This is a genomic window from Sorangium sp. So ce836 (assembly GCF_028553905.1).
Lineage (GTDB): Bacteria > Myxococcota_A > Polyangia > Polyangiales > Polyangiaceae > Sorangium > Sorangium cellulosum_D.
Map to the genome: position 1 here is coordinate 3668673 of NZ_CP102233.1, position 18828 is coordinate 3687500.

Consider the following 18828-nt stretch of genomic DNA (forward strand, 5'->3'; position numbering starts at 1 on the left):
GAGCGGGACGCCTCCTGAGAGGCAGCCCCGTCGTTCATGTCCCTCGCGGCGATCAGAGCCGGCCCTCCGCGAGCAGCTCGCGGGTGCGCTTCAGCGTCGACAGCAAGGCGGTCTTGTAGCCCTTATCGCCGTTCATCCACGCCTGCTCGGCCTGCTCCTCGGGGCCGTTCGGCGCTTTGCCGCGCAGGCCGAGGTAGCAGTAGAAGCGGAGCTGGAGCGCGCCGTCGGCGTCCTCGAACAGCTCGTTGATGATCGCGCCCTCGCGGGGACCGGTGGCCTGGAAGAAAGTGACCTTGCTCTGCGGCTCGAACGTGATGATCTCGCGGAGGTCGTCGCCCGCGATCGTGGCTTCACGCACGATGTGAGAACCGCTCTCCTCGACGACGTCGCAACGGGTGCAGAGGCCGGGCGGGAGGAACAGGCGGGCGTCGCGGGCCTTGAGGACCAGGCCCTCCCATGCCTGCGCGCGGGTCAGCTCGGTCTCGCCTTCCGGGTTCACCGGGACGGTGGCGGTCGAATAGATCATGATGATGTTCCTTGTCGTGAGCGTTGAGGTTCGCTCGGCCGTCAGGCCGAGGTCGCGATCTCGGCGGCGAAATCGCGGTAGGAGCGCAGGGGGCGTCCCAGGAGCGTGGTGAGACGTGCCACATCGCCGACCTCGGGGACCATGCCCTCGCTGAGGAAGCGCTCGCTCATCAGGCGCATGTCGAAGGCCATCCAGCTCGGCATGAGCTGCCGGAGGTTCCGCTCGAACCCGGCGGTGTCATCGCCAGGATAGGCGATCGGGCGCCCCAGGACCTCCGTCCAGATGGCCGCGGCATCCGCGCCGGTCAGCGTGTCGGGACCGACGAGGTTGATCCGGTCGAGGGGAAGCGGGGCGGCGGCCTGCTCGCGGCGGATCAGCTCGATGGCCGCGATCTCGCCGATGTCGCGCGCGTCGACCATGGCGAGCCCCTTGCCGCCGATCGGCATCGGGTAGACGCCGTATCCGGTCACCACGTCCTTGATCGTGAGATCGTTGTTCATGAAGTACGCGGGACGCAGGATGGTGGCGCGGAGGCCCATCTGCTCGATCATGCGCTCGACGGCGAACTTGCCCGCGAAGTGCGGCACGTTCACGTAGCGGTCGCTGTGGATCACCGACAGGTACACGATCCGCTCGACGCCGGCCTCGCGGGCGACGTTGAGGGCGATCAGGGCCTGGGTGAGCTCGTCAGGCACCACGGCGTTGAGCAGGAAGAGCGTGGAGACGCCCGAGAAGGCGCTCCGCAGCGAGTCGACGTCGAGCAGGTCGCCCTGCGCGACGGCGACGCCCGCCGGGAAGTTCGCTTTGGCGGGATCGCGGACGAGCGCGCGCACGTCGGCGCCGCGCTTCGCGAGCTGTTCGACGACTTGGCGGCCGACTGTGCCGGTCGCGCCGGTAATGAGGATGGTCATGGGGATCGCTCCGCTTGGGTCGAAAGACACCCTGTAAATTAGTGGTTCACATTCGTGCCGATAGACGTTAACTTGGGACAGACCGTCTCGCTGGTGGAACGCATGGATCTGCTTGCTCTCGCCGATTTCAGCCTCGTCGCCCGGCACGGAGGCTTCGGACGAGCCGCACGCGCCGCGGGGCGCCCGAAGGCGACCCTGTCCCGCCGGGTCGCGGAGCTGGAGGCCGCCCTCGACCTGCGTCTCTTCGAGCGCGGGGGGCGCACACTGAAGCTCACCGAGGAAGGACGGGCGCTCTTCGAGCGAACGGGGGCATTGCTCACCGAGCTCGACGAGACTGCGGCGGCGATCGCCTCGGGTGGGGGCCGGCCGCGAGGCAAGCTGCGAATCAGCGCGCCTTTGCTCTTCTCGCAGATCGCGATGGGTAAGATTGCGGCCGGGTTCGCGCTGAAATATCCGGAGGTCCGGCTCGAGGTCACGACGGAAGATCGGACCGTCGACATGGTAGAGGAAGGTTATGACCTGGTAATCCGGGTCAATCCGGATCCGGATGAGAGCCTTGTCGGACGAATCTTGCTGCGCGATCGGCTGGTCGTCGTCGCGAGCCCGGGCCTCGCTCGACCGGCGGACAACCTCGCTGTTCCGGCTGTCGTGCGGGGGGCAGGCGACCGGACTGCAGCCTGGGATGTCACGGCGCCAGCTGGAAGGACCCGCATCGTGGTCGATCCAGTCCTGCGCCTGTCGTCGCTCATCATGGTCCGCGATGCTGTCCGAGCGGGCGTCGGCGCCGGACGCCTCCCCATTTCACTCGTAAGTCACGATCTGGCCGCTGGAGCTCTGGTGCATTGGGGCGATGTGGACGGCCCAGACATCGCCCTGTGGACGCTCTATCCGTCCCGGCGGCTGCTGAGCGCTCGTGTCTCCGCCTTCCTCGACCATTTGAAGGAAGCCTTTCCCATGGGAAAGCCTGACGAGCTGGCGGCCTTTATCGGGGCATGAGGCGGCTAATCCCGCCGCGGGCGAGGCGTCATGTGCGGCGGGCGATCGGGACCTCGTAGGCGAACGATCCGCGCTCATCGAGGTGGTAGGCGGAGACGTCACGGTCGATCCGCCGCCCGCCGGCGCTCGTGAACATGCGCCGGGGAAAGACGCGCACGCGGGCCTGCGCGGCGCCGGGGAGCAGCTCGAAGCGGCCGGCGCTGAAGCCGTGGAGGCGGGTCACGGCTCGGCCGCCGGGGCCGTCGTGCTCCTCGAGACCGAAGAGGGAGGCGCCCTGCAGGGCGTGACGCGCCTGGCCGCCGCCGTGGGCGGTGGAGGTGGCGGTGCCCTCGTGCATGTGGCCGAAGATGTGGGCGGCGAAGCGAATCGAACGCTCATCCAGACGGCGCTCGAGGTCGCCTGCGAGACCGCGGCGGGTGGTGGAGGCGTACGGGCGGCTGCTCGCCGGGGAGGTGGCGCCGGCGGAGGTCGCGCGCGGGCTGCGGGGCGAGGGGAGCTACCGCGTGGTGCGGGGGGGTCGCTGCGCCGCCCTCGCGCGCGACAGGATCCAACCATACTTTGCGCCCCCCGCGTTCATGAACGCCTCCACCCGCTCCCCGCTGATAGGAAACGAAAAAACGGGCTCGATCGGGCCTCCCGCTGCTCGTGCCTCAGCATGACGACCCTGGTCTCGAACAGCGCTGAAGCGGTGCCTCGGAGAGAAATGTTAGCGTTAACAAATCGAATGTCAATTCGGAACGGCCGCCGGCGACCGCCCTCACGCCCCGATGGCAGACAGGTCACCTCCCGGCGCGTCGCGTTAATTTTTGGTGCGCCGCGTCAGGATGGCGCGAGCATCGGGCCGCGGTCACGCAGGCATTGCAGCGCCGCCACCGCCGGCGCGCGGCGGCGCGACCTCGTGCTGGCGATGCGGTCGCCACGCGCCGCGTCGCGCGCCAGCCGCCGATGCGCTGATCGGCTTCGAGCTCGTCGACGGGGCCGGCGACGAGCGCGGCAAGGCGCCCGCCCCTCTTGCCGCGGCGCTGCGGAGGAGCCCGCCAGCCTCGTGAACCCTCGGGATCGAGATACTTACAAACCTGTCGATTGGAATTGACAGCGGTAATGTTAACGTTAACATTGTCGTCCACGGGTGTCCTTGTTGCTGCGCATTGCTCGGGTCGCCACGCGTACCGAGGCCTTCGTCGTCTGATCGATTTTTTTTTTCGCATCGGCTCTGCTCGCTCGGTCGTCGCGGAAGCGATCGCTGAACGATGGGGATGGGCATCGGGCCGAGGGGGCTCCACCAGAGAACACGGCATACCGCGCTCGTTCGGCGGCTGTCGTGAAATATCGATTGCTGTTCACCGGAGATGATTCCTTCAAAGATGCGGCGGTGCTGGCCTCGTGGCCGGGTCACAACGCCTCGCGGTGTCTGTCTCGTTCGGCGCGATGACGGGGCACCTGATCCATCGGTTTTCTCTGCCCCCGCTCCTGGTGACGCTCGCGGGCATGTTCTTCGCCCGCGGCGCGGCGTTCCTCGTCAGCATGCAGCCCATCGGCATCGATCACATGGTCGATTTGCCAACGTCGAAGAGCGGTCTGGGCAGTGCTTGAGCGCGATGGCGCGACGGTCGACAAGTGAATAGAGAGGAGGCCTCGTCGCTGTTTGGCGCGGCGTAGTCTCGTCTCGAATTTCCTAGATACAACGCATTCGAGATCTGAAGGGAACTGTCATGAGTAAGAGAATCCTGCAGTCCCGGCGCTCGCTCTCGGGCGCCGCCGCGTTGGCTGTTTCGCTTCTGCTCGGAGCCCTCGCTCCAGGGGCGGCGTCCGCCGCTGACCCCGTCGAGAAGCTGCAGGAGTTCGCGCTGGACGAGGTGAGCGTGACCGACGCGTACTACCAGAACATCTCTTCGAAAGAGATCGCGTACATCATGAGCCTCGATCCCAACCGACTTCTGGCGGGCTTCAAGGCGGTGTCGCAAGGAAAGGACCCTGGGAATTCGCCGGGCCTCAATCTCTACGGTGGGTGGGAGGGCGGCTGGAGCCTTCTGCGCGGGCACACGATAGGCCACTATCTGTCCGCCATGGCGCGAGCGTACAAACAACTCAGTAGCTCCGACGCGGGGCAGAGCGCCGCCATCGCGCAGAAGATCGACTACACGATCGGCCAGTTGAAATCATTCCAAGACGCGAGTCCCAAAGGATACCTGTTCGCGTCGCCGGAGACGCATTTCGACGTCATCGAGGGGAAGGCCAGCGGCTCCAGCTGGGCGCCATGGTACACGATGCACAAGATCATCGCAGGCCTCATCGACGTCTACGAGTTCGAAGGAAATGCAACGGCCCTCGAGATCGCGAGCAGGTTGGGGGACTGGGCCTACAATCGCAGCTCAACCTGGAATGCGGACCTTCGAAGGAAGGTCCTGGGCGTTGAGTACGGCGGCATGAACGACTGCCTGTACGATCTGTACAGGCTGACGAACAAGGCCAATCACCTGGCGGCAGCCCACATTTTCGACGAGGACTCGCTCTTCACTCCGATTTCTCAAGGCAACAACGTCCTGCCAGGCAAGCATGCCAATACGCAAATCCCCAAGTTCATCGGCGCCCTGAACCGCTATCGGACGCTGGGCCAAACGGAGAACTTCTACTACACCGCGGCAGAAAAGTTCTGGACCATCGTGTTGAGGGATCACACGTATGTCACCGGTGGGAATAGCCAGCTCGAGCATTTTCACGAGCCCAGACAGCTGGACGCGCAAAGGGACAACGTGAACAACGAGACGTGCAACTCGTACAACATGCTGAAGCTGTCGAGGGGGCTCTTCAAAGCCACGGGGGACGTCAAGTATGCCGACTACTACGAGCAGACCCATATCAACGAGATCATGTCTGCCGTCAATCCGACGAACGGAATGACGACCTACTTCAAACCGATGGGGACAGGGTACTTCAAGCTGTTCGGCAAACCGGAGGACACTTTCTGGTGTTGCAACGGAACCGGCATGGAGAACTACACCAAGCTCAATGACAGCTTGTACTTCCATGACGACACGGATCTGTACGTCAACATGTTCCTCAGCTCGACGTTGAATTGGTCCGCGCGGGGGCTGTCGTTGAAGCAGACCTCCAATTTTCCTGTTTCCGACAAGGCGCTTTTCGAGATTGCCGCTGCCCCGGCCGATGCGGTCACGATCAACTTCAGAAAGCCCTCCTGGGTTGCTCGGTGTCAGCCCGTGACGATCACGGTCAACGGTCAGGCATGCGACGCAACGGAGGCGAACGGCTATCTTACGGTAAATCGCGCCTGGAAGCCCGGAGACAAGGTGGAGCTCACGCTGCCGATGGAGGTGAAGGTGTCGAGACTTCCCGACAACCCCAATGCGGTGGCGTTCGTCTACGGACCGGTCGTCTTGAGCGCTGGTCTCGGGACGGAGAGGATGCTGTCGGAGCCCCAGTGGGCATCCGAGAAGGCTACTATCCCCCCTGGTGTCGTCATCAAAGACACCATCGGCATCAACAACGGTATCACGATCAACGAGTGGATCGCCGACATCGAGAACAACCTGGTTCAAACCCCGGGTACGGTGGAATTCACGCTGCGGAACACGGACTCCAATAACACGTTGAAGTTCACTCCGCACTATCAGCGATACGAAGATAGGTACGGCATCTACTTCCGTCTCACTGGGACGTCGGGTGAAAACATCCCAGACGACGGCGTGTGCTCGCCCCCTCCTGGAACTGGCAAGCTGTGCGATAGCGTCTCGTCTTCGGAAAGCGGCGGAACGACTGGCAGCGGATCGGCTGACAGCGGATCGACAGGCAGCGGATCGACAGGCAGCGGATCGACAGGCAGCGGGTCGACTGGTAGCGGGTCGCCTGGCAACGGATCCACTGGCGGCGCGTCCGAGGGCGGCTCCGGTGGCTCGGGGGGCGCGGATGATGGCACCACGGACCAGGGCAGTGCGGGTTGCTCCTGCACGCTCAGTCGTGCTTCGTCGGAACGCTGGCCATTCGCCGCGCTGTTCGGCCTTGGCCTGGTCGCGTGGCGCCGGGGGAGACGTCGTGAGGCTCCACAGGGGTCGCGGACCTTCGGTGCGCGATAAGCCTCCACATCTGCCTGCGCCCGAGTAACTTTTCGCCGCTCGGGAAGCATGAACATGGTTCGACGCTCGACCAGCTCATTTGTACAGAGGTGGCGAGTGTCGTTTGGAAGCGCGGCGTCGACGCCGTCCTCGCCCGAGATCCTCTTGCCCTCCTGGTCCCCGCTGTTGCCGCCCTTGCCCGGCGGCAACAGCGTGAAGGGCGTCATGCGCGGCGGGCGGTCGGGACCTCGTAGGCGAACGAGCCGCGCTCATCGAGGTGGTAGGCGGAGACGTCACGGTCGATCCTGCGCCCGCTGGCGCTCGTGAACATGCGCCGGGGAAAGACGCGCACGCGGGCCTGCGCCGCGCCGGGGAGCAGCTCGAAGCGGCCGGCGCTGAAGCCATGGAGGCGGGTCACGCCGCGGCCGCCGGGGCCGTCGTGCTCCTCGAGACCGAAGAGGGAAGCGCCCTGCAGGGCGTGACGCGCGTGGCCGCCGCCGTGGGCGGTCGAGGTGGCGGTGCCCTCGTGCATGTGGCCGAAGAAGTGGGCGGCGAAGCGACCGGCCGGATCGACCTCCTGGCGGAACTCCTGGCGTGCCTGCGGGTGGAGCCACTCGGGCGGGTGGTGGGTGAGCAGCAGGTTGATGTGGTGGCGCTGCAACCACTCGGGGGCGTACTCGTCGCAGACGGCGTGGAGCTGGCGCGGGTCCACGGCGAAGCGCTCCTGGTAGTCGCCGCCGGTGAGCTGCAGGAAGGCCGAGTTGAGGCCGGTGACGCCGAGCTCGAGGCCGTGGAGCGACAGCGAGTACGCGCTGTCGCCCGGCAGGAGGCCGAGCCTCCGGCGGTCGCGAACGTGCCACCGGCAGGAATCGACCCACGTGGTGTAGGGCCTGAAGATCTGCGCGAGGCGCTCGCGGTAGCCGAGGGAGTCCTGCGCGTCGAACACGTGGTCGCGCAGGCGCGCGTTGGCGTGCCACTGCGAGAGGGCGAGCACGTACGGATCGAGGTCCCTGGGGCGCTCATAACGATGGCACCGCCGCGTTGACGCCGTCGAGCGCGGCGACCAGCAGGTTCGCGTTGTTGCCGATCAGGCCGGTGGCGAAGCGATTGTTCACGTCGCGGCCGTCGACGTGGTCGGCGTTGAAGAGCTGGAGCAGCCGCCGGAGGCCGGCCTCGTCGAACTGCCCGAGGGAGCCCTCGATCAGCGTGCGCGCTCGCGCGAGCGCGTCCTCCCGCCGGGCGATGCGCTCCGGGTGCAGCCGGGCCCGCGTCTGGCGCAGCACCTGCTGACGATCGAGCATAGGCGGCGACTATACCCCGGCGCGGCTCCCGTCGGCGCGCCTCGCGCGCACGGGCGTCGCCCTGGCCGGGCGAGGCCACCTGAGGGGTCGCTCTCGGGAGAGGGCCATCGAGGTGGGGCAGCCCGTGCTCGTCGCGGGCACCGCCGGCGTCTCGAGCGCCCTTGGGGCGTAACGGCGCTGCGCCTCGATCACGGATTGGGCACCATGGCGACCGTGTGCAGGTCATCTCGCGGCACGTGACATCCCAATGGCTGCCTCGTGGTGCCGAGCAGGATAGAAAACGCGGAGATCCTCCGACGCTGCGCGCGACGGATGTTGCAGAGCGCAACGTATCATGTCGCACGCTGCGACACGGCGTCGAGCCCGAGCCCTGCCGCTGCCGAGGATCCGCGGCGGCGCGGTCGTTGCGTGGTCGAGCGCGGGGGGGATGCGCATGGCCTCAGGGTTTCGTGGGAAAGAAGAGAAGGCCCAGTCGACCGCGCCGACGCCGAGGCGCGGCGAGGGGGGCGCGCACCAGCTCTTCGGGCGCAGGCCCCGCCTGGCATCGGGCGAGGAGAGGGACTCCTCTGTCTCGGGGCGGATGACCGCCAAGGAGGCCGCAGGCATCGCGCTGCAGCGGCGAACGGCGCGAGAGGTGGCGCAACTCGCCGCCGGCGGCGCGGCGCCGAGGCGTGTCGAGGCGGCTCCGGCGCCGAACCGCACCGGGCTGCCCGACCCGCTCAAGGCCGGTATCGAGCACCTCTCCGGTCTGCCGATGGATGACGTCCGGGTCCACTACAACTCCACGAGCCCCGCGGAGCTGGATGCGCTCGCGTACACCCTGGGGCCGGAGATCCACGTGGCCCCCGGGCAGGAGCGGCACGTGCCGCACGAGGCGTGGCACGTGGTGCAGCAGAAGCAGGGGCGCGTGCGGGCGACGACGCAGCTCATGGGGCGCGGGGTCAATGACCAGCCGGCCCTGGAGGCCGAGGCAGATAGGCTGGGGGCGCTGGCAGCGCGGGGAGAGGCCGCCAGTCCGTGGGAGGCGGCTGCGTGGGGTCACGCCGGCGGGAGCATCGCGGGCCCCATCCAGCGAAAGCCGCAAGGCACTTATGCCAGCGCGACCCCGACCGCCGACGGCACCCACTGGGACACCAAAAAGACTACCGCACATAACGCTGCGACCGTCCCCGAGCGGGTCATCGCGGTGATGCGGAATCCGAGCGACGGCGGGACACCGAGCGTCGATCCACCCGGCTGGAATTGGCTGAAGAGAAAGTTCGGCAAGCTGAAAGGTCAATGGGTTCGCTTCCACATCATCAACGCCAAGCTCGGGGGTCCCGGCAACGATCGCTTGAACCTGGTACCGACCACCCAGACCTTGAACCTGAACGCAGGATGGCGCGGCTTGGAGGACGCCGCAAAGCACAGCGCCTCGAACGGCATCTGGACCTATGTCGACGTGCACCTCACCTACGACACCACGTACCCTGACGGTATCCCCAAGACCATCAAGGCCGAGCGGGGGGAATGGTCCAATAACACCTGGACCTCGCTTGGCGGCACCGTCACCCTGCAGCAGGCCGACCCGAACCAGGCTGCCGGCGGTGATTATCTTCCCGCGACGCAAATCACCCAGGGAATGCTCGTTGCGTGGGGTGTGCCTCCCACGTTGGCTCGCACAGCAAAGGAGCTGATCGACAAGCAGTACGCAGACCAGGATGCGTTCGACGAGGCGTGGTCCGAGGCTGAGCTCGACGAATATAGCGGCGCGTTCAATCGCATGTACGTGGACGAAGACGACGTTGCGCCCGGCCCCTACCCGGTGGTCGTGAGAACCGCGTGAGCGCCGGACGCCGGTCGAGGTGGCGAGTGCTCAGGGGAGGCGTGCGCGCGACGCGACCCAGCGCGCGATCTGGTCGCCGAGGATCGGCAGGGTGACCGCGCCCGCCCCGAGCAGCGCGTCGTGGAACCCCTTGATGTCGAACCGGGGCCCGAGCTTGCGCTCGGCGTCCTCGCGCAGCCGCTGGATCTCGAGCTGGCCGACCTTGTACGCGAGCGCCTGCGCGGGCCAGCCGATGTAGCGATCGACCTCGTTCACGACGACGCCCTCGTCGACGATCGTGTTCGCCATCATGTAGGTCACGGCCTGCGCGCGGCTCCAGCCCTTCGCGTGGATGCCCGTGTCGACCACGAGCCGGCACGCGCGCCAGGCGTCGGCGCTCAGCATCCCGAGCCGATCGAGATCGCTGGAGTAGAGCCCCATCTCGTCCGCCAGCCGCTCGCTGTAGAGCCCCCAGCCCTCCGTGAACGCCATGACGTTCGCGTGCTTGCGAAACGTGGGCACCTCGCCGAGCTCTTGCGCCAGCGCGACCTGGATGTGGTGGCCAGGGATCGCCTCGTGGAACGCGACGACCTCGGACTCGAAGCGACGGCGCGTCTCGGGGGCATACGTGTTGACGTAGTACGTCCCGGGGCGGCTCCCGTCCTGCGCGGGATCGCGGTAGAGGGCGGGCGGGGAGTGCTTCTCCTCGAACGCCTCCATGCGCCTCACGTCGAGCGGGGTCCGGGGCAGCGCGCCGATCCAGGCAGGGATCGCGGCCCTGGCCCGCGCGACCGCCGCCGACGCCGCCGCCTCGACCTCGTCGCGCGTGGAGAAGGTGAGCGCCTTGTCCTCGCGGAGGCGGCGCTGGATCTCCGCGAAATCGGAGGTGCCGAGCGCCTTCGCGCCGAGCGCCTTCATCTCGTCCCGGATGCGCGCGACCTGCTCGAGGCCGATCGCGTGGACCTCGTCCGCCGAGAGCGCGAGCGATGTGCTCGCCTTGATGAGGCGCGCGTAGCACGCCTCGCCGCCGGGCACGTGGGACAGGCCCGCGCGCGCGTCGTCCCTGGCGCGCGGCAGGATCTCGCGGGCGAGCGCCTCCCGGTAGCGCGAGAAGGCCGGGCGGGCGCCGCCCTCGACCGCCTGCTCCACCGCCGCCGCGAACGATCTCTGCTCCGCGTCCGGCCAGTCGGGGTGCGCGGCGTCGCGGGGGCTCATGAGCGCCCACGCGCCGGAGGGCTTCGCGAGCAGCTCGTCGAGCTGGGCGATCACGCGCTCCACCGTGGCGCGCGGGGCCACCTTGCCCTGCTGGAGCGCTCGCCGGAGCCGGTCGGTGCGCGCGTCCATGTGCGCGCCGATCTCGCTCCAGCGCGCGACGAGGGCGCGGCCCTCCTCCACCGTGCGCACCGTCTGGACCCGCGCGAGCTGGAAGAGCTCGACCTGAGGTCCCCCGAGCTGGTCGACCGCCCACGCCGAGAGGTCACACTCGCGCCGTGCGAGGTCGCTCTCGATCTCATGCACCAGCATCCCGTGCGTGACGCGATCGGGGAGCGCGAGGGACGCCGGGTCGATCGCGCACACCCGCCCGAGCAGCGCCTCGAGGCGCGCGATCTCGCGCGCGCGGCCGGCCTCGGTGACGTCGGGGAGGCGATCGTCGTGGCTGTGGAAGCCGAGGAACGTCGCCTCGACGGGCTCGGCCGCGAGCCGGCCGTCCCAGTGCTCGCCGGCGAGCGCCGCGAGCTGCGCCGCCGCGGCGGCGCAGCTTTCGGCTCCGGTGCGCCCTGGCGTCGCCGGCGACGGGGGCGGGCTGCACGCGAGCGGGCTCAGGGCGAAGAGCGCCAGCGACAGCAGCACGGTCCGTGATGAATGGAACAACAAGGAGCCCTCCGGCGCGGGTGCGATGATGCCTTTTCCCGTCAGGGCGCGCGCACGATTGCCTGGGGAATGCCAGTTATCTCGGGGGGTCCGTCACTCGATCGCAGCCGGGTCGTGGCGGCGCTCCCTGCGGCGCATCGCGCCTCCGTACCAGCCGGGGGCCTGTGCCGCAACGCCGCCGGCCCCGAGGGGGTAAGCTCGCCCGTCGCACGACCGGACCCGGACGCCTGGCGCGGGCGCGCCGGACGCGGGAAACTCGCCCGTCCGACCGGGCAGGGCAGACCGCGGTGGCTCTGCGCGCCCGAGTCGCCTGGAGCCGTCGATTGAAGTTCCTCACCCCCGTCGTCCTGTTCTGGGTGGCCTCCCTCCTGGCCTGGCTCCTCGTCGCCGTGGCGGCGCGGCGCCGTCGCGGCCGGCTCTACGCCCGGTTCGTCGGCGTGCTGCTCGGCATCCACACGCTGATCTCGTGCGCGCTCTTCCGCCACGTCGGCCCGCTCGCGCCGGCGTTCGCGTACCTCCAGGGCGCGGTTTACCTGCATTTCCTCCTGCTCTCGCGCCCGCGGATGCGCCCGCTCGCCTACCGGGCGCTCGTGAGCATCCCGGCGTCCTACTTCGTGGCGGCGATCTTCCTGTCGTTCCCGTGGGCCATCGCGAGCGGCCTCGGGGCGACGCCGTACGGCCTCTGGGCGCCCTTCGCCCTCGCCGGCGTCGGCATCCTCCAGTCGCTCACCGCCCGCCGCGAGGAGGTCGAGCTCGTGGTCGACCGCGCGCGCGTCGAGGGGCTGAAGCGCCACCCGCTCTCGCGCGAGGGCGCGCCCTCCGCGCGCCGCCCGCTCCGCATCGTCCAGATCACCGACCCTCACCTCGGTCCGTTCATGTCCGTCGCGCGGCTCCGCGGCATCTGCGAGCGCGCGGTCGCCCGCGATCCGGATCTCGTCGTGCTCACCGGCGACTTCCTAACCATGGAGTCGCAGGACACCGCGGAGCACCTCGCCGAGGCGCTGTCCCCGCTCCGCGCCCTGGAGGGCCGCGTGTTCGCGTGCCACGGCAACCACGATCACGAGTCGCCCCGCCTCGTCGCGACCGCGCTCGCCCGGGCCGGGGTGCGCCTGCTCGTCGACGAGGCGGCGCTCGTCGAGACGGCCGCGGGGCCGGTCCAGGTGCTCGGGATGGACTTCCACTACCGCGATCGCGCGGAGCGCATGGCCGAGGTCTGCGCCCGGCACCCGCGCGCGCCCGGGGCGCTCCGGCTCGTCCTGCTCCACGACCCGGGCGCGTTCCGCCTCCTCGGCGAGGGCGAGGGCGATCTCGTGCTCTCCGGCCACACCCACGGCGGGCAGCTCGGCCTGGTCAGCCTCGGCGGCTCCTGGACGGCCCTACGGCTCTTCGTGAACATGCCCGATCACGGCCTCTGGGCCCGCGGCCCGGACCGGCTCTACGTGCACCGCGGGACAGGGCACTACGGCTTCCCCCTCCGGCTCGGCGTCCCCGCCGAGGAGAGCGTGCTCAAGGTGCACCTCGCCGGCGACGGCGCGTGACAGGCGCGCTCCCGCCCGCGGGGCCGGCGCCGGCTCCCCCGCGCCCCGAGGGGGCGCGTTCCAGATTGGATGCTTCGCGGAGGAGGCCCGATGCGCCGAGGCGGCGCGGCGATCGACTCCGCGCCTCGCGCGGCGACCGCGGAGCGCGCGGGCGGCCGATCAGGCCTTTTCGAGGAACTTGCGCACCTGGGACTCGATGGCGCTGCCGGGGACGATGAACGGCTTGTCCGTGATGTCGACCGAGAAGCTCTGGGCGGCGATGGCATAGGATCCCTTCACCGTCCCCGCCGGCGTGGGCACCGAGAACGTGCCGTTGCCCTCGTTGCCGTTGAACTGGCCACCGGCCTTCTCGATCGCTGTCTTGGCCTTCGCGACGATCTCTTGAGCGGAACCGGGGAAGGGGACTGAGAAGCTGTGCTTTGCCATGTCGTCTCCTCGTTTAGGGTGCTCGGTCGCGATCCGGACGCGACGAGGCGCCGCAGAGCCTAGAGCACCGATCAGGTTGATTTTGTGACAATCCCCGGCGCTTCGATGGAAGGCTCGACCGTCTCGCCGGGCCATGATCTCGTCCGCGGCCGGAGGTTCACGGATGGAACGATGGTCGCCGCCGGTGGAGCTGTCGCGGCAGGAGCAGTCGCTGATGAAGCGGCTGACACGCGTGAGAGCCCTGTTCGGCTTTCTCAGGCTGCACCGGCACGAGCTGTTTGATGAGACGTTCCAGGAGCAGCTGGAGGGCATGTACCGGATGACGGGGGCAGGCGAGCCGCCGCATCCGCCGGCGCTGATGTGCATGGTCACGCTGCTCCAGGGCTACGTCGGCGCATCCGATGCCGAGGCGGTGGAGCTGTCCGTCGTCGACCTGCGCTGGCAGATGGTGCTCGGCTGTCTGGGTGCGGCCACGCCTCCGTTCTCGCAGGGCGCGCTGCAGGCGTTCCGGGAGCGGATGGTAGCGCACGAGATGGACCGAGTGCTGCTGGAGCGGACCGTGGCGCTCGTTCGGTCCGGCGCGATGACGGAGGGCGAGAGGCGTGCGGTGTCCAAAGCGCTGCGCGTGGCCATCGACAGCCGCCCTTTAGCGGGGGCCGGGCGGGTTGAGGACACGATCAACCTGCTCGGCCATGCTGCGCGCAGCATCGTCGGCGTCGTGTCGAAGATCACCGGGCGTCCTGCCGAGGAGATCTGCCGCAAGGCGGGCATCCCGCTGCTTCTGGCGCCCAGCATCAAGGCCGGGCTCGACCTCGACTGGAGCGACCCGAAGCAGAAAGCGGCGGCGGTCCAGATCCTGGAGCGGCAGGTCTCGTCGCTGCAGCAGTGGGTGGACCGGCATCTGGACGACGTCGTCGAGCAGCCACTTCGCACCTATCTTGATGCGCTCACACAGGTTCGAAACCAGGACCTGGAAACAGCCGAGGATGGCACGATTCGCATCCGGCAAGGCGTTGCGCCCGACCGCCGTGTCTCCATTGAGGATGTCGAGATGCGCCACGGCCGCAAAAGCCGCTCGAAGCGGTTCGACGGCTACAAGGAACACATCGCACGCGACCTTGACCTTCCCGTCATCGTCGCCTGCGCCGTCACACCAGCGAATCGGCCTGAAGAAGAGGGCGCCGCGCCGCTCGCCGAGGACGTCCAGCATCAGGGGCTACGTCTGGTCGAGCTTCACATCGATCGCGCCTACGTGAACAGCCCGGTCGTTGACGACGTGCTCCGCGCGGGCGGCCAGGTGTTCTCGAAACCTTGGGGCCAGCGGGCTCGCAGCCCCGGTTTGTTCAGCAAGCGCGACTTCAAGATCGACCTGCGCGCCAAGACGATCACGTGTCCGGCAGGACAGGTCGAGGTATTCGAACCGGGCGACACGGTCGAGTTTGATCCTGAGGAGTGCGGCGCGTGCCCTCTGCGAGCTAAGTGCACCCAGGCCGCTTCCGGACGAGGTCGGACGGTATCGATCGCCAAGGACGAAGCCCTGCAGCGCAAGTTCCGGAAGCTGCAGCAGACCGGGCCGGGGCGCGAGGTGCTCCGGCAGCGGACAGCTGTGGAGCATGCGCTCGCCCACATCGCAGCGCGGAAAGGACACAGCGCGCGCTACATCGGCGCCAGGAGAAACCTGTTCGACCTCCGCCGCGCAGCGGCGATCCAAAACCTCGAAGCGGCCCAGCGGCTGATGCAGGAGGCGGCGTAAACCATTGGAATTAGATGGTTTTCAACATGTTCGGCGCTCTAGTGCGGCCGCGCCGGGGGTACCAGCGCGATCGACCGGCGCCGGAGCACGAGGATGGAGCGCGCGCCGGCCCGGCCTCCGGAGCGCTCGCGACCTCCGGCGCGGCTCCCGTGTGCCTCCAGCGCAGCTCCGTCGTGGTCGAGCCGCGGGGGAGCCGGCCGGGGATCCGCAGGGCGGCGCGGCCCGCCATTTCGACGCGCGGGCGAGGATTGCGCTTGACAAGATGGACGTAATTGCCGCTTTTTAACCGCTGATTGCCCCTATCCGTGAACCGAGGACTTATGAACGACTCCCATCTCAAGCCGTGGATCCTCCGCCGAGCGGGGCGGGCGTCCGCGCTCGTGCTCGGCGCGCTCGCGGCGAGCGCTGGATGCGCGACCGCGCAGGGCCCTTCCGCGGAGGCCCCTTCCGCCGGCGCCGCCCCCGGCGCTGACACGGGCGCCGCGGCGAGCGCCGGGCCCGCGCAGACAAACCTGCTCAAGGCCTCCGACTTCGACGACAACAAGAGCCTGCCCTGGACCACCTCGTTCACCGCGCCGGGCGCGGGCAGCGCCGAGGTGAAGAACGGCGCTTATTGCGTGACGGTGACGAACAAGGGGTCGAACAACTGGGACGCCCAGTTTCGCCACCGGGAGATGGTGATCCAGAAGGGGCACAGCTACACGATCCAGTACAAGGCCTGGGCGTCCGCGCCCACGAAGGCGCGCCCGAAGGTCGGCATGTCGGGGCCGCCTTACGACGAGTACTGGTACGACACCGTCGAGCTCGGGACCGAGCCCAAGACCTTCTCCGGCAAGTTCTCGATGGCGAAGGCCGACGACGCCACGGCGGAGCTCGCCTTCCACATCGGCGGCGCGATGGCCTCGGCCAAGGAGCCGTTCGAGGTCTGCATCGACGACATCCGCCTCGACGACCCGGAGTTCAGGGCCGCTGCGCCCGCGGGCGACGCGGCGGCGGCGGCGCCGAAGGTCGCCGTGAACCAGGTCGGGTATCTGCCGGGCGCGATCAAGATCGCGAGCGTGAGCAACGCGGCGACCGCGCCGCTCGCGTGGGAGCTGCTCGACGGCTCGGGCAAGCCGGTCGCGCACGGCCAGACCAAGGTCTTCGGGAAGGACGCCGCCTCCGGCGATCACGTCCACCTCGTCGATTTCACCGCGCACAAGGCGCCGGGCCAGGGCTACGTGCTCAAGGTCGGCGAGGAGAAGAGCTACCCGTTCGACATCGGCGCCGACATCTACCAGAAGCTCAAGTACGACGCGCTCGCGTATTTCTACCACAACCGGAGCGGCATCGAGATCAAGATGCCTTATGCCGGCAAGCCCGAGCTGGCGCGCCCGGCCGGGCACCTCCAGGACAAGAGCACGCGCTGCCTCAAGGGCAGCGGCTGCGACTATGCGCTCGACGCGTCCCGCGGCTGGTACGACGCCGGCGATCACGGCAAGTACGTCGTCAACGGCGGCATCTCGGTGTGGACGCTGCTCAACTGGTACGAGCGGACGAAGCACCTCGGCAGCTCGAGCGCCGATTTCGGCGACGGCAAGCTGAGCATCCCCGAGGGCAAGAACGGCGTGCCCGACATCCTCGACGAGGCGCGCTGGGAGCTCGAGTTCCTGCTGGGGATGCAGGTGCCCGAAGGCAAGCCGCTCGCCGGCATGGTGCACCACAAGATGCACGACGACGCGTGGACGGGCCTCGGCCTCGCGCCGCACGAGGACAAGATGACGCGCTCGCTCCACAAGCCGAGCACGGCGGCGACGCTCAACGTCGCTGCCGTCGGGGCGCAGTGCGCGCGCGTCTGGAAGACGGTGGACGCGGCGTTCTCGGCGAGGTGCCTCAAGGCCGCCGAGCGCGCGTGGGCGGCGGCGAAGCAGAACCCGGCCGTCTACGCGCCGCCCGGCGGCGACAAGGGCGGCGGGCCGTACGACGACACCGACGTCAAGGACGACTTCTACTGGGCCGCGGCCGAGCTCTTCGTCACCACCGGGAAGCCGGAGTACAAGCAGCACCTCCAGGCCTCGCCGCTCAACGCGCGGTTCCCGACGGAGGTCGACGGGGTGGCCTCGTCGATGAACTGGAAGGTGACGGACGCGCTCGGCCAGATCTCGATGGCGATCGTGCCCGGCAACGTCGACGCGGCGTGGCAGCAGCAGATCCGCGGCCGCATCGCGAAGGCCGCCGACCAGTACCTCGCGGTCGCCGAGAAGGAGGGCTACCGGACGCTCGTCCAGCGGACGCCCGCCGGCAAGTACGAGTGGGGCTCGAACTCCTTCGTGCTCAACAACATGCTCGTGGTCGCGCTCGCCCACGACTTCACCAAGCAGCCCAAGTACCTCGACGGGGTGGCGCTCGGCATGGACTACCTGCTCGGGCGCAACCCGCTCGGGCAGTCGTACGTGACCGGCTACGGCGACAAGCCGCTCGAGAACCCGCACCACCGGTTCTGGGCCCACCAGGCGAACAGCAAGTACCCGAAGGCGCCGCCCGGCGCCGTGTCCGGCGGCCCGAACTCCTCGCTCCAGGACCCCCACGTCCAGAGCGCCGGCCTCAAGGGGTGCGTCGCGCAGCGGTGCTTCGTCGACCACATCGAGGCCTGGAGCGTCAACGAGATCACGATCAACTGGAACGCGCCGTTCGCCTGGGTGACCGCGTTCCTCGACGAGAAGGCCGGGAAGTAGCCGGGGCGGGGGAGCGCGCGGCCCGCGGGCCGGAGGCGAGCGCCCCGGCCCCGCCGCCGCGCCGCGCCGCGTCGCCACGCCGAGGCCGTCCGAGGGCCAGCACCGGACCAGGCCGGTCGCTCCGCCGCGCCTCCAGCGGCCGGGCGTACCACCGTCGTTGACACGCTCGTGTCAAGCGTTACAAGGTCGGAGCCGCCGAGAGAGGCGCGCTGCGGCGCTGCCGCGCGGCGGTGCTGAGAGCCTGAAGAGGCCGGTGAACAGAACAAGCCGGCTGCTCTTCAGGTCGCTCGGTTGCTCTTTCGCGCGCCTTCCCGCTCCGAAACGGGGGCAAACGGGGACCAGACGCGACAGCGTTGACAGGGGAGCGGCCCGGGTATAGGGTGCGCCCTCGCGAATCGGCGAGGCGAGCCGACGAGCCCAGTCCAGCTCTCCCGAGCTGGAGCACAGCTCGTGGGTGGTAACAGGCCTGGCCGTCCCGCCAATCTTCACGAAGAAGGTTGACGGCCTCGCGACGAGACTCTAGATTGAGCTCTCGCGGTTCGGCAGAGCCGGAAGGCAGGAACGCCGCGTCTGGTGGTCTCTGGAGATCCTGGAGCCGCGACCGCTGGCAGCCTTCCAAACTGCTCGACCTGAGCGGTAGGTCTCTCGAAGTCAGCCTCTCTCGAAAGAGAAATCGAAAGAGGGGGTTGACAACCCCGCGAAGGGGCCCTAGAAAGGGCCCCCCGCGCATCGGCGGACGCGGAGAGTCGGCGAGCGAAAGCTCGTGCCTCTCTTGGCCGTTCGATGAACGGATCCTCGTCGAGGTGAACATTGCTGCGGCGCGTCCCGCAAGGGAGGTCGCCGGAGCGATCGGGCTCCTGGTCGAAGATCGGTGTTCGTGTGGAAAGGCAAGCAGCTCGCCCGGCGAGCGAACCTTG

14 protein-coding genes are annotated in these 18828 nt (G+C 68.6%); 7 read left to right on the forward strand and 7 right to left on the reverse strand.

The window, feature by feature from the left end; genetic code table 11:
• Positions 1-52 precede the first annotated feature (52 nt).
• Positions 53-526 carry an SRPBCC family protein gene (locus NQZ70_RS13600; protein WP_129574593.1) on the reverse strand — a complete coding sequence of 158 codons (474 nt, stop codon included), beginning with the start codon at positions 524-526 and terminating at the stop codon, positions 53-55.
• Between the two features lie 41 nt (positions 527-567).
• A complete protein-coding gene (locus tag NQZ70_RS13605; RefSeq protein WP_129581332.1) occupies positions 568-1437 on the reverse strand; it encodes an SDR family oxidoreductase in 870 nt (289 codons plus the stop codon).
• 102 nt (positions 1438-1539) lie between these two features.
• Here NQZ70_RS13605 and NQZ70_RS13610 point away from each other — a divergent pair, with 102 nt between their 5' ends.
• A complete protein-coding gene (locus NQZ70_RS13610) occupies positions 1540-2433 on the forward strand; it encodes a LysR family transcriptional regulator (RefSeq protein ID WP_129574594.1) in 894 nt (297 codons plus the stop codon).
• Between the two features lie 28 nt (positions 2434-2461).
• On the opposite strand, the gene NQZ70_RS13615 is transcribed toward NQZ70_RS13610, so the two are convergent.
• Entirely contained in the window at positions 2462-2770 is a 309-nt protein-coding gene (locus NQZ70_RS13615) for a hypothetical protein (protein ID WP_129574595.1), read from the reverse strand.
• 1070 nt (positions 2771-3840) lie between these two features.
• On the opposite strand from NQZ70_RS13615, the gene NQZ70_RS13620 reads away from it, so the two are divergent.
• A complete protein-coding gene (locus tag NQZ70_RS13620) occupies positions 3841-4026 on the forward strand; it encodes a hypothetical protein (RefSeq protein ID WP_237245287.1) in 186 nt (61 codons plus the stop codon).
• 119 nt (positions 4027-4145) lie between these two features.
• On the forward strand, positions 4146-6524 hold the full coding sequence (locus NQZ70_RS13625) for a beta-L-arabinofuranosidase domain-containing protein (protein WP_129574596.1): 2379 nt from the start codon (positions 4146-4148) through the stop codon (positions 6522-6524).
• A 202-nt stretch (positions 6525-6726) separates the two neighbouring features.
• On the opposite strand, the gene NQZ70_RS13630 is transcribed toward NQZ70_RS13625, so the two are convergent.
• Both NQZ70_RS13630 and NQZ70_RS13635 read right to left on the reverse strand, forming a co-directional pair.
• On the reverse strand, positions 6727-7497 hold the full coding sequence (locus NQZ70_RS13630) for a hypothetical protein (RefSeq protein ID WP_129574597.1): 771 nt from the start codon (positions 7495-7497) through the stop codon (positions 6727-6729).
• Between the two features lie 25 nt (positions 7498-7522).
• Complete coding sequence (locus NQZ70_RS13635; protein ID WP_129574598.1) at positions 7523-7804, reverse strand: hypothetical protein; 282 nt, start codon at positions 7802-7804, stop codon at positions 7523-7525.
• Between the two features lie 580 nt (positions 7805-8384).
• Between NQZ70_RS13635 and NQZ70_RS13640 the strand changes: the two genes are divergently transcribed.
• Positions 8385-9629: a DUF4157 domain-containing protein gene (locus NQZ70_RS13640; RefSeq protein WP_207217834.1), complete on the forward strand. Its 1245-nt coding sequence runs from the start codon at positions 8385-8387 to the stop codon at positions 9627-9629.
• Positions 9630-9659: 30 nt separating this feature from the next.
• Here NQZ70_RS13640 and NQZ70_RS13645 read toward each other — a convergent pair whose 3' ends face one another.
• Positions 9660-11459 carry a DUF885 family protein gene (locus NQZ70_RS13645; protein WP_165373945.1) on the reverse strand — a complete coding sequence of 600 codons (1800 nt, stop codon included), beginning with the start codon at positions 11457-11459 and terminating at the stop codon, positions 9660-9662.
• A 344-nt stretch (positions 11460-11803) separates the two neighbouring features.
• Between NQZ70_RS13645 and NQZ70_RS13650 the strand changes: the two genes are divergently transcribed.
• Positions 11804-13018, forward strand: a complete 1215-nt coding sequence (locus NQZ70_RS13650; protein WP_129574600.1) for a metallophosphoesterase — start codon at positions 11804-11806, stop codon at positions 13016-13018.
• Between the two features lie 159 nt (positions 13019-13177).
• On the opposite strand, the gene NQZ70_RS13655 is transcribed toward NQZ70_RS13650, so the two are convergent.
• Entirely contained in the window at positions 13178-13444 is a 267-nt protein-coding gene (locus tag NQZ70_RS13655) for a hypothetical protein (protein ID WP_129574601.1), read from the reverse strand.
• 163 nt (positions 13445-13607) lie between these two features.
• On the opposite strand from NQZ70_RS13655, the gene NQZ70_RS13660 reads away from it, so the two are divergent.
• Together NQZ70_RS13660 and NQZ70_RS13665 are read left to right on the forward strand one after the other, a co-directional pair.
• Complete coding sequence (locus tag NQZ70_RS13660) at positions 13608-15197, forward strand: IS1182 family transposase (RefSeq protein ID WP_129572542.1); 1590 nt, start codon at positions 13608-13610, stop codon at positions 15195-15197.
• A gap of 320 nt (positions 15198-15517) precedes the next feature.
• A complete protein-coding gene (locus NQZ70_RS13665; protein WP_129574602.1) occupies positions 15518-17911 on the forward strand; it encodes a glycoside hydrolase family 9 protein in 2394 nt (797 codons plus the stop codon).
• The last annotated feature ends 917 nt before the right edge of the window (positions 17912-18828 follow it).

Excerpts from the sequence above, each read along its gene's own strand:
- NQZ70_RS13640 (WP_207217834.1), top strand. The coding sequence starts at position 8,385 with ATGACCGCCAAGGAGGCCGCAGGCATCGCGCTGCAGCGGCGAACGGCG.
- NQZ70_RS13635 (WP_129574598.1), bottom strand. The coding sequence starts at position 7,804 with ATGCTCGATCGTCAGCAGGTGCTGCGCCAGACGCGGGCCCGGCTGCAC.
- NQZ70_RS13660 (WP_129572542.1), top strand. The coding sequence starts at position 13,608 with ATGGAACGATGGTCGCCGCCGGTGGAGCTGTCGCGGCAGGAGCAGTCG.
- NQZ70_RS13625 (WP_129574596.1), top strand. The coding sequence starts at position 4,146 with ATGAGTAAGAGAATCCTGCAGTCCCGGCGCTCGCTCTCGGGCGCCGCC.
- NQZ70_RS13600 (WP_129574593.1), bottom strand. The coding sequence starts at position 526 with ATGATCTATTCGACCGCCACCGTCCCGGTGAACCCGGAAGGCGAGACC.
- NQZ70_RS13655 (WP_129574601.1), bottom strand. The coding sequence starts at position 13,444 with ATGGCAAAGCACAGCTTCTCAGTCCCCTTCCCCGGTTCCGCTCAAGAG.
- NQZ70_RS13605 (WP_129581332.1), bottom strand. The coding sequence starts at position 1,437 with ATGACCATCCTCATTACCGGCGCGACCGGCACAGTCGGCCGCCAAGTC.
- NQZ70_RS13615 (WP_129574595.1), bottom strand. The coding sequence starts at position 2,770 with ATGCACGAGGGCACCGCCACCTCCACCGCCCACGGCGGCGGCCAGGCG.
- NQZ70_RS13610 (WP_129574594.1), top strand. The coding sequence starts at position 1,540 with ATGGATCTGCTTGCTCTCGCCGATTTCAGCCTCGTCGCCCGGCACGGA.
- NQZ70_RS13665 (WP_129574602.1), top strand. The coding sequence starts at position 15,518 with ATGAACGACTCCCATCTCAAGCCGTGGATCCTCCGCCGAGCGGGGCGG.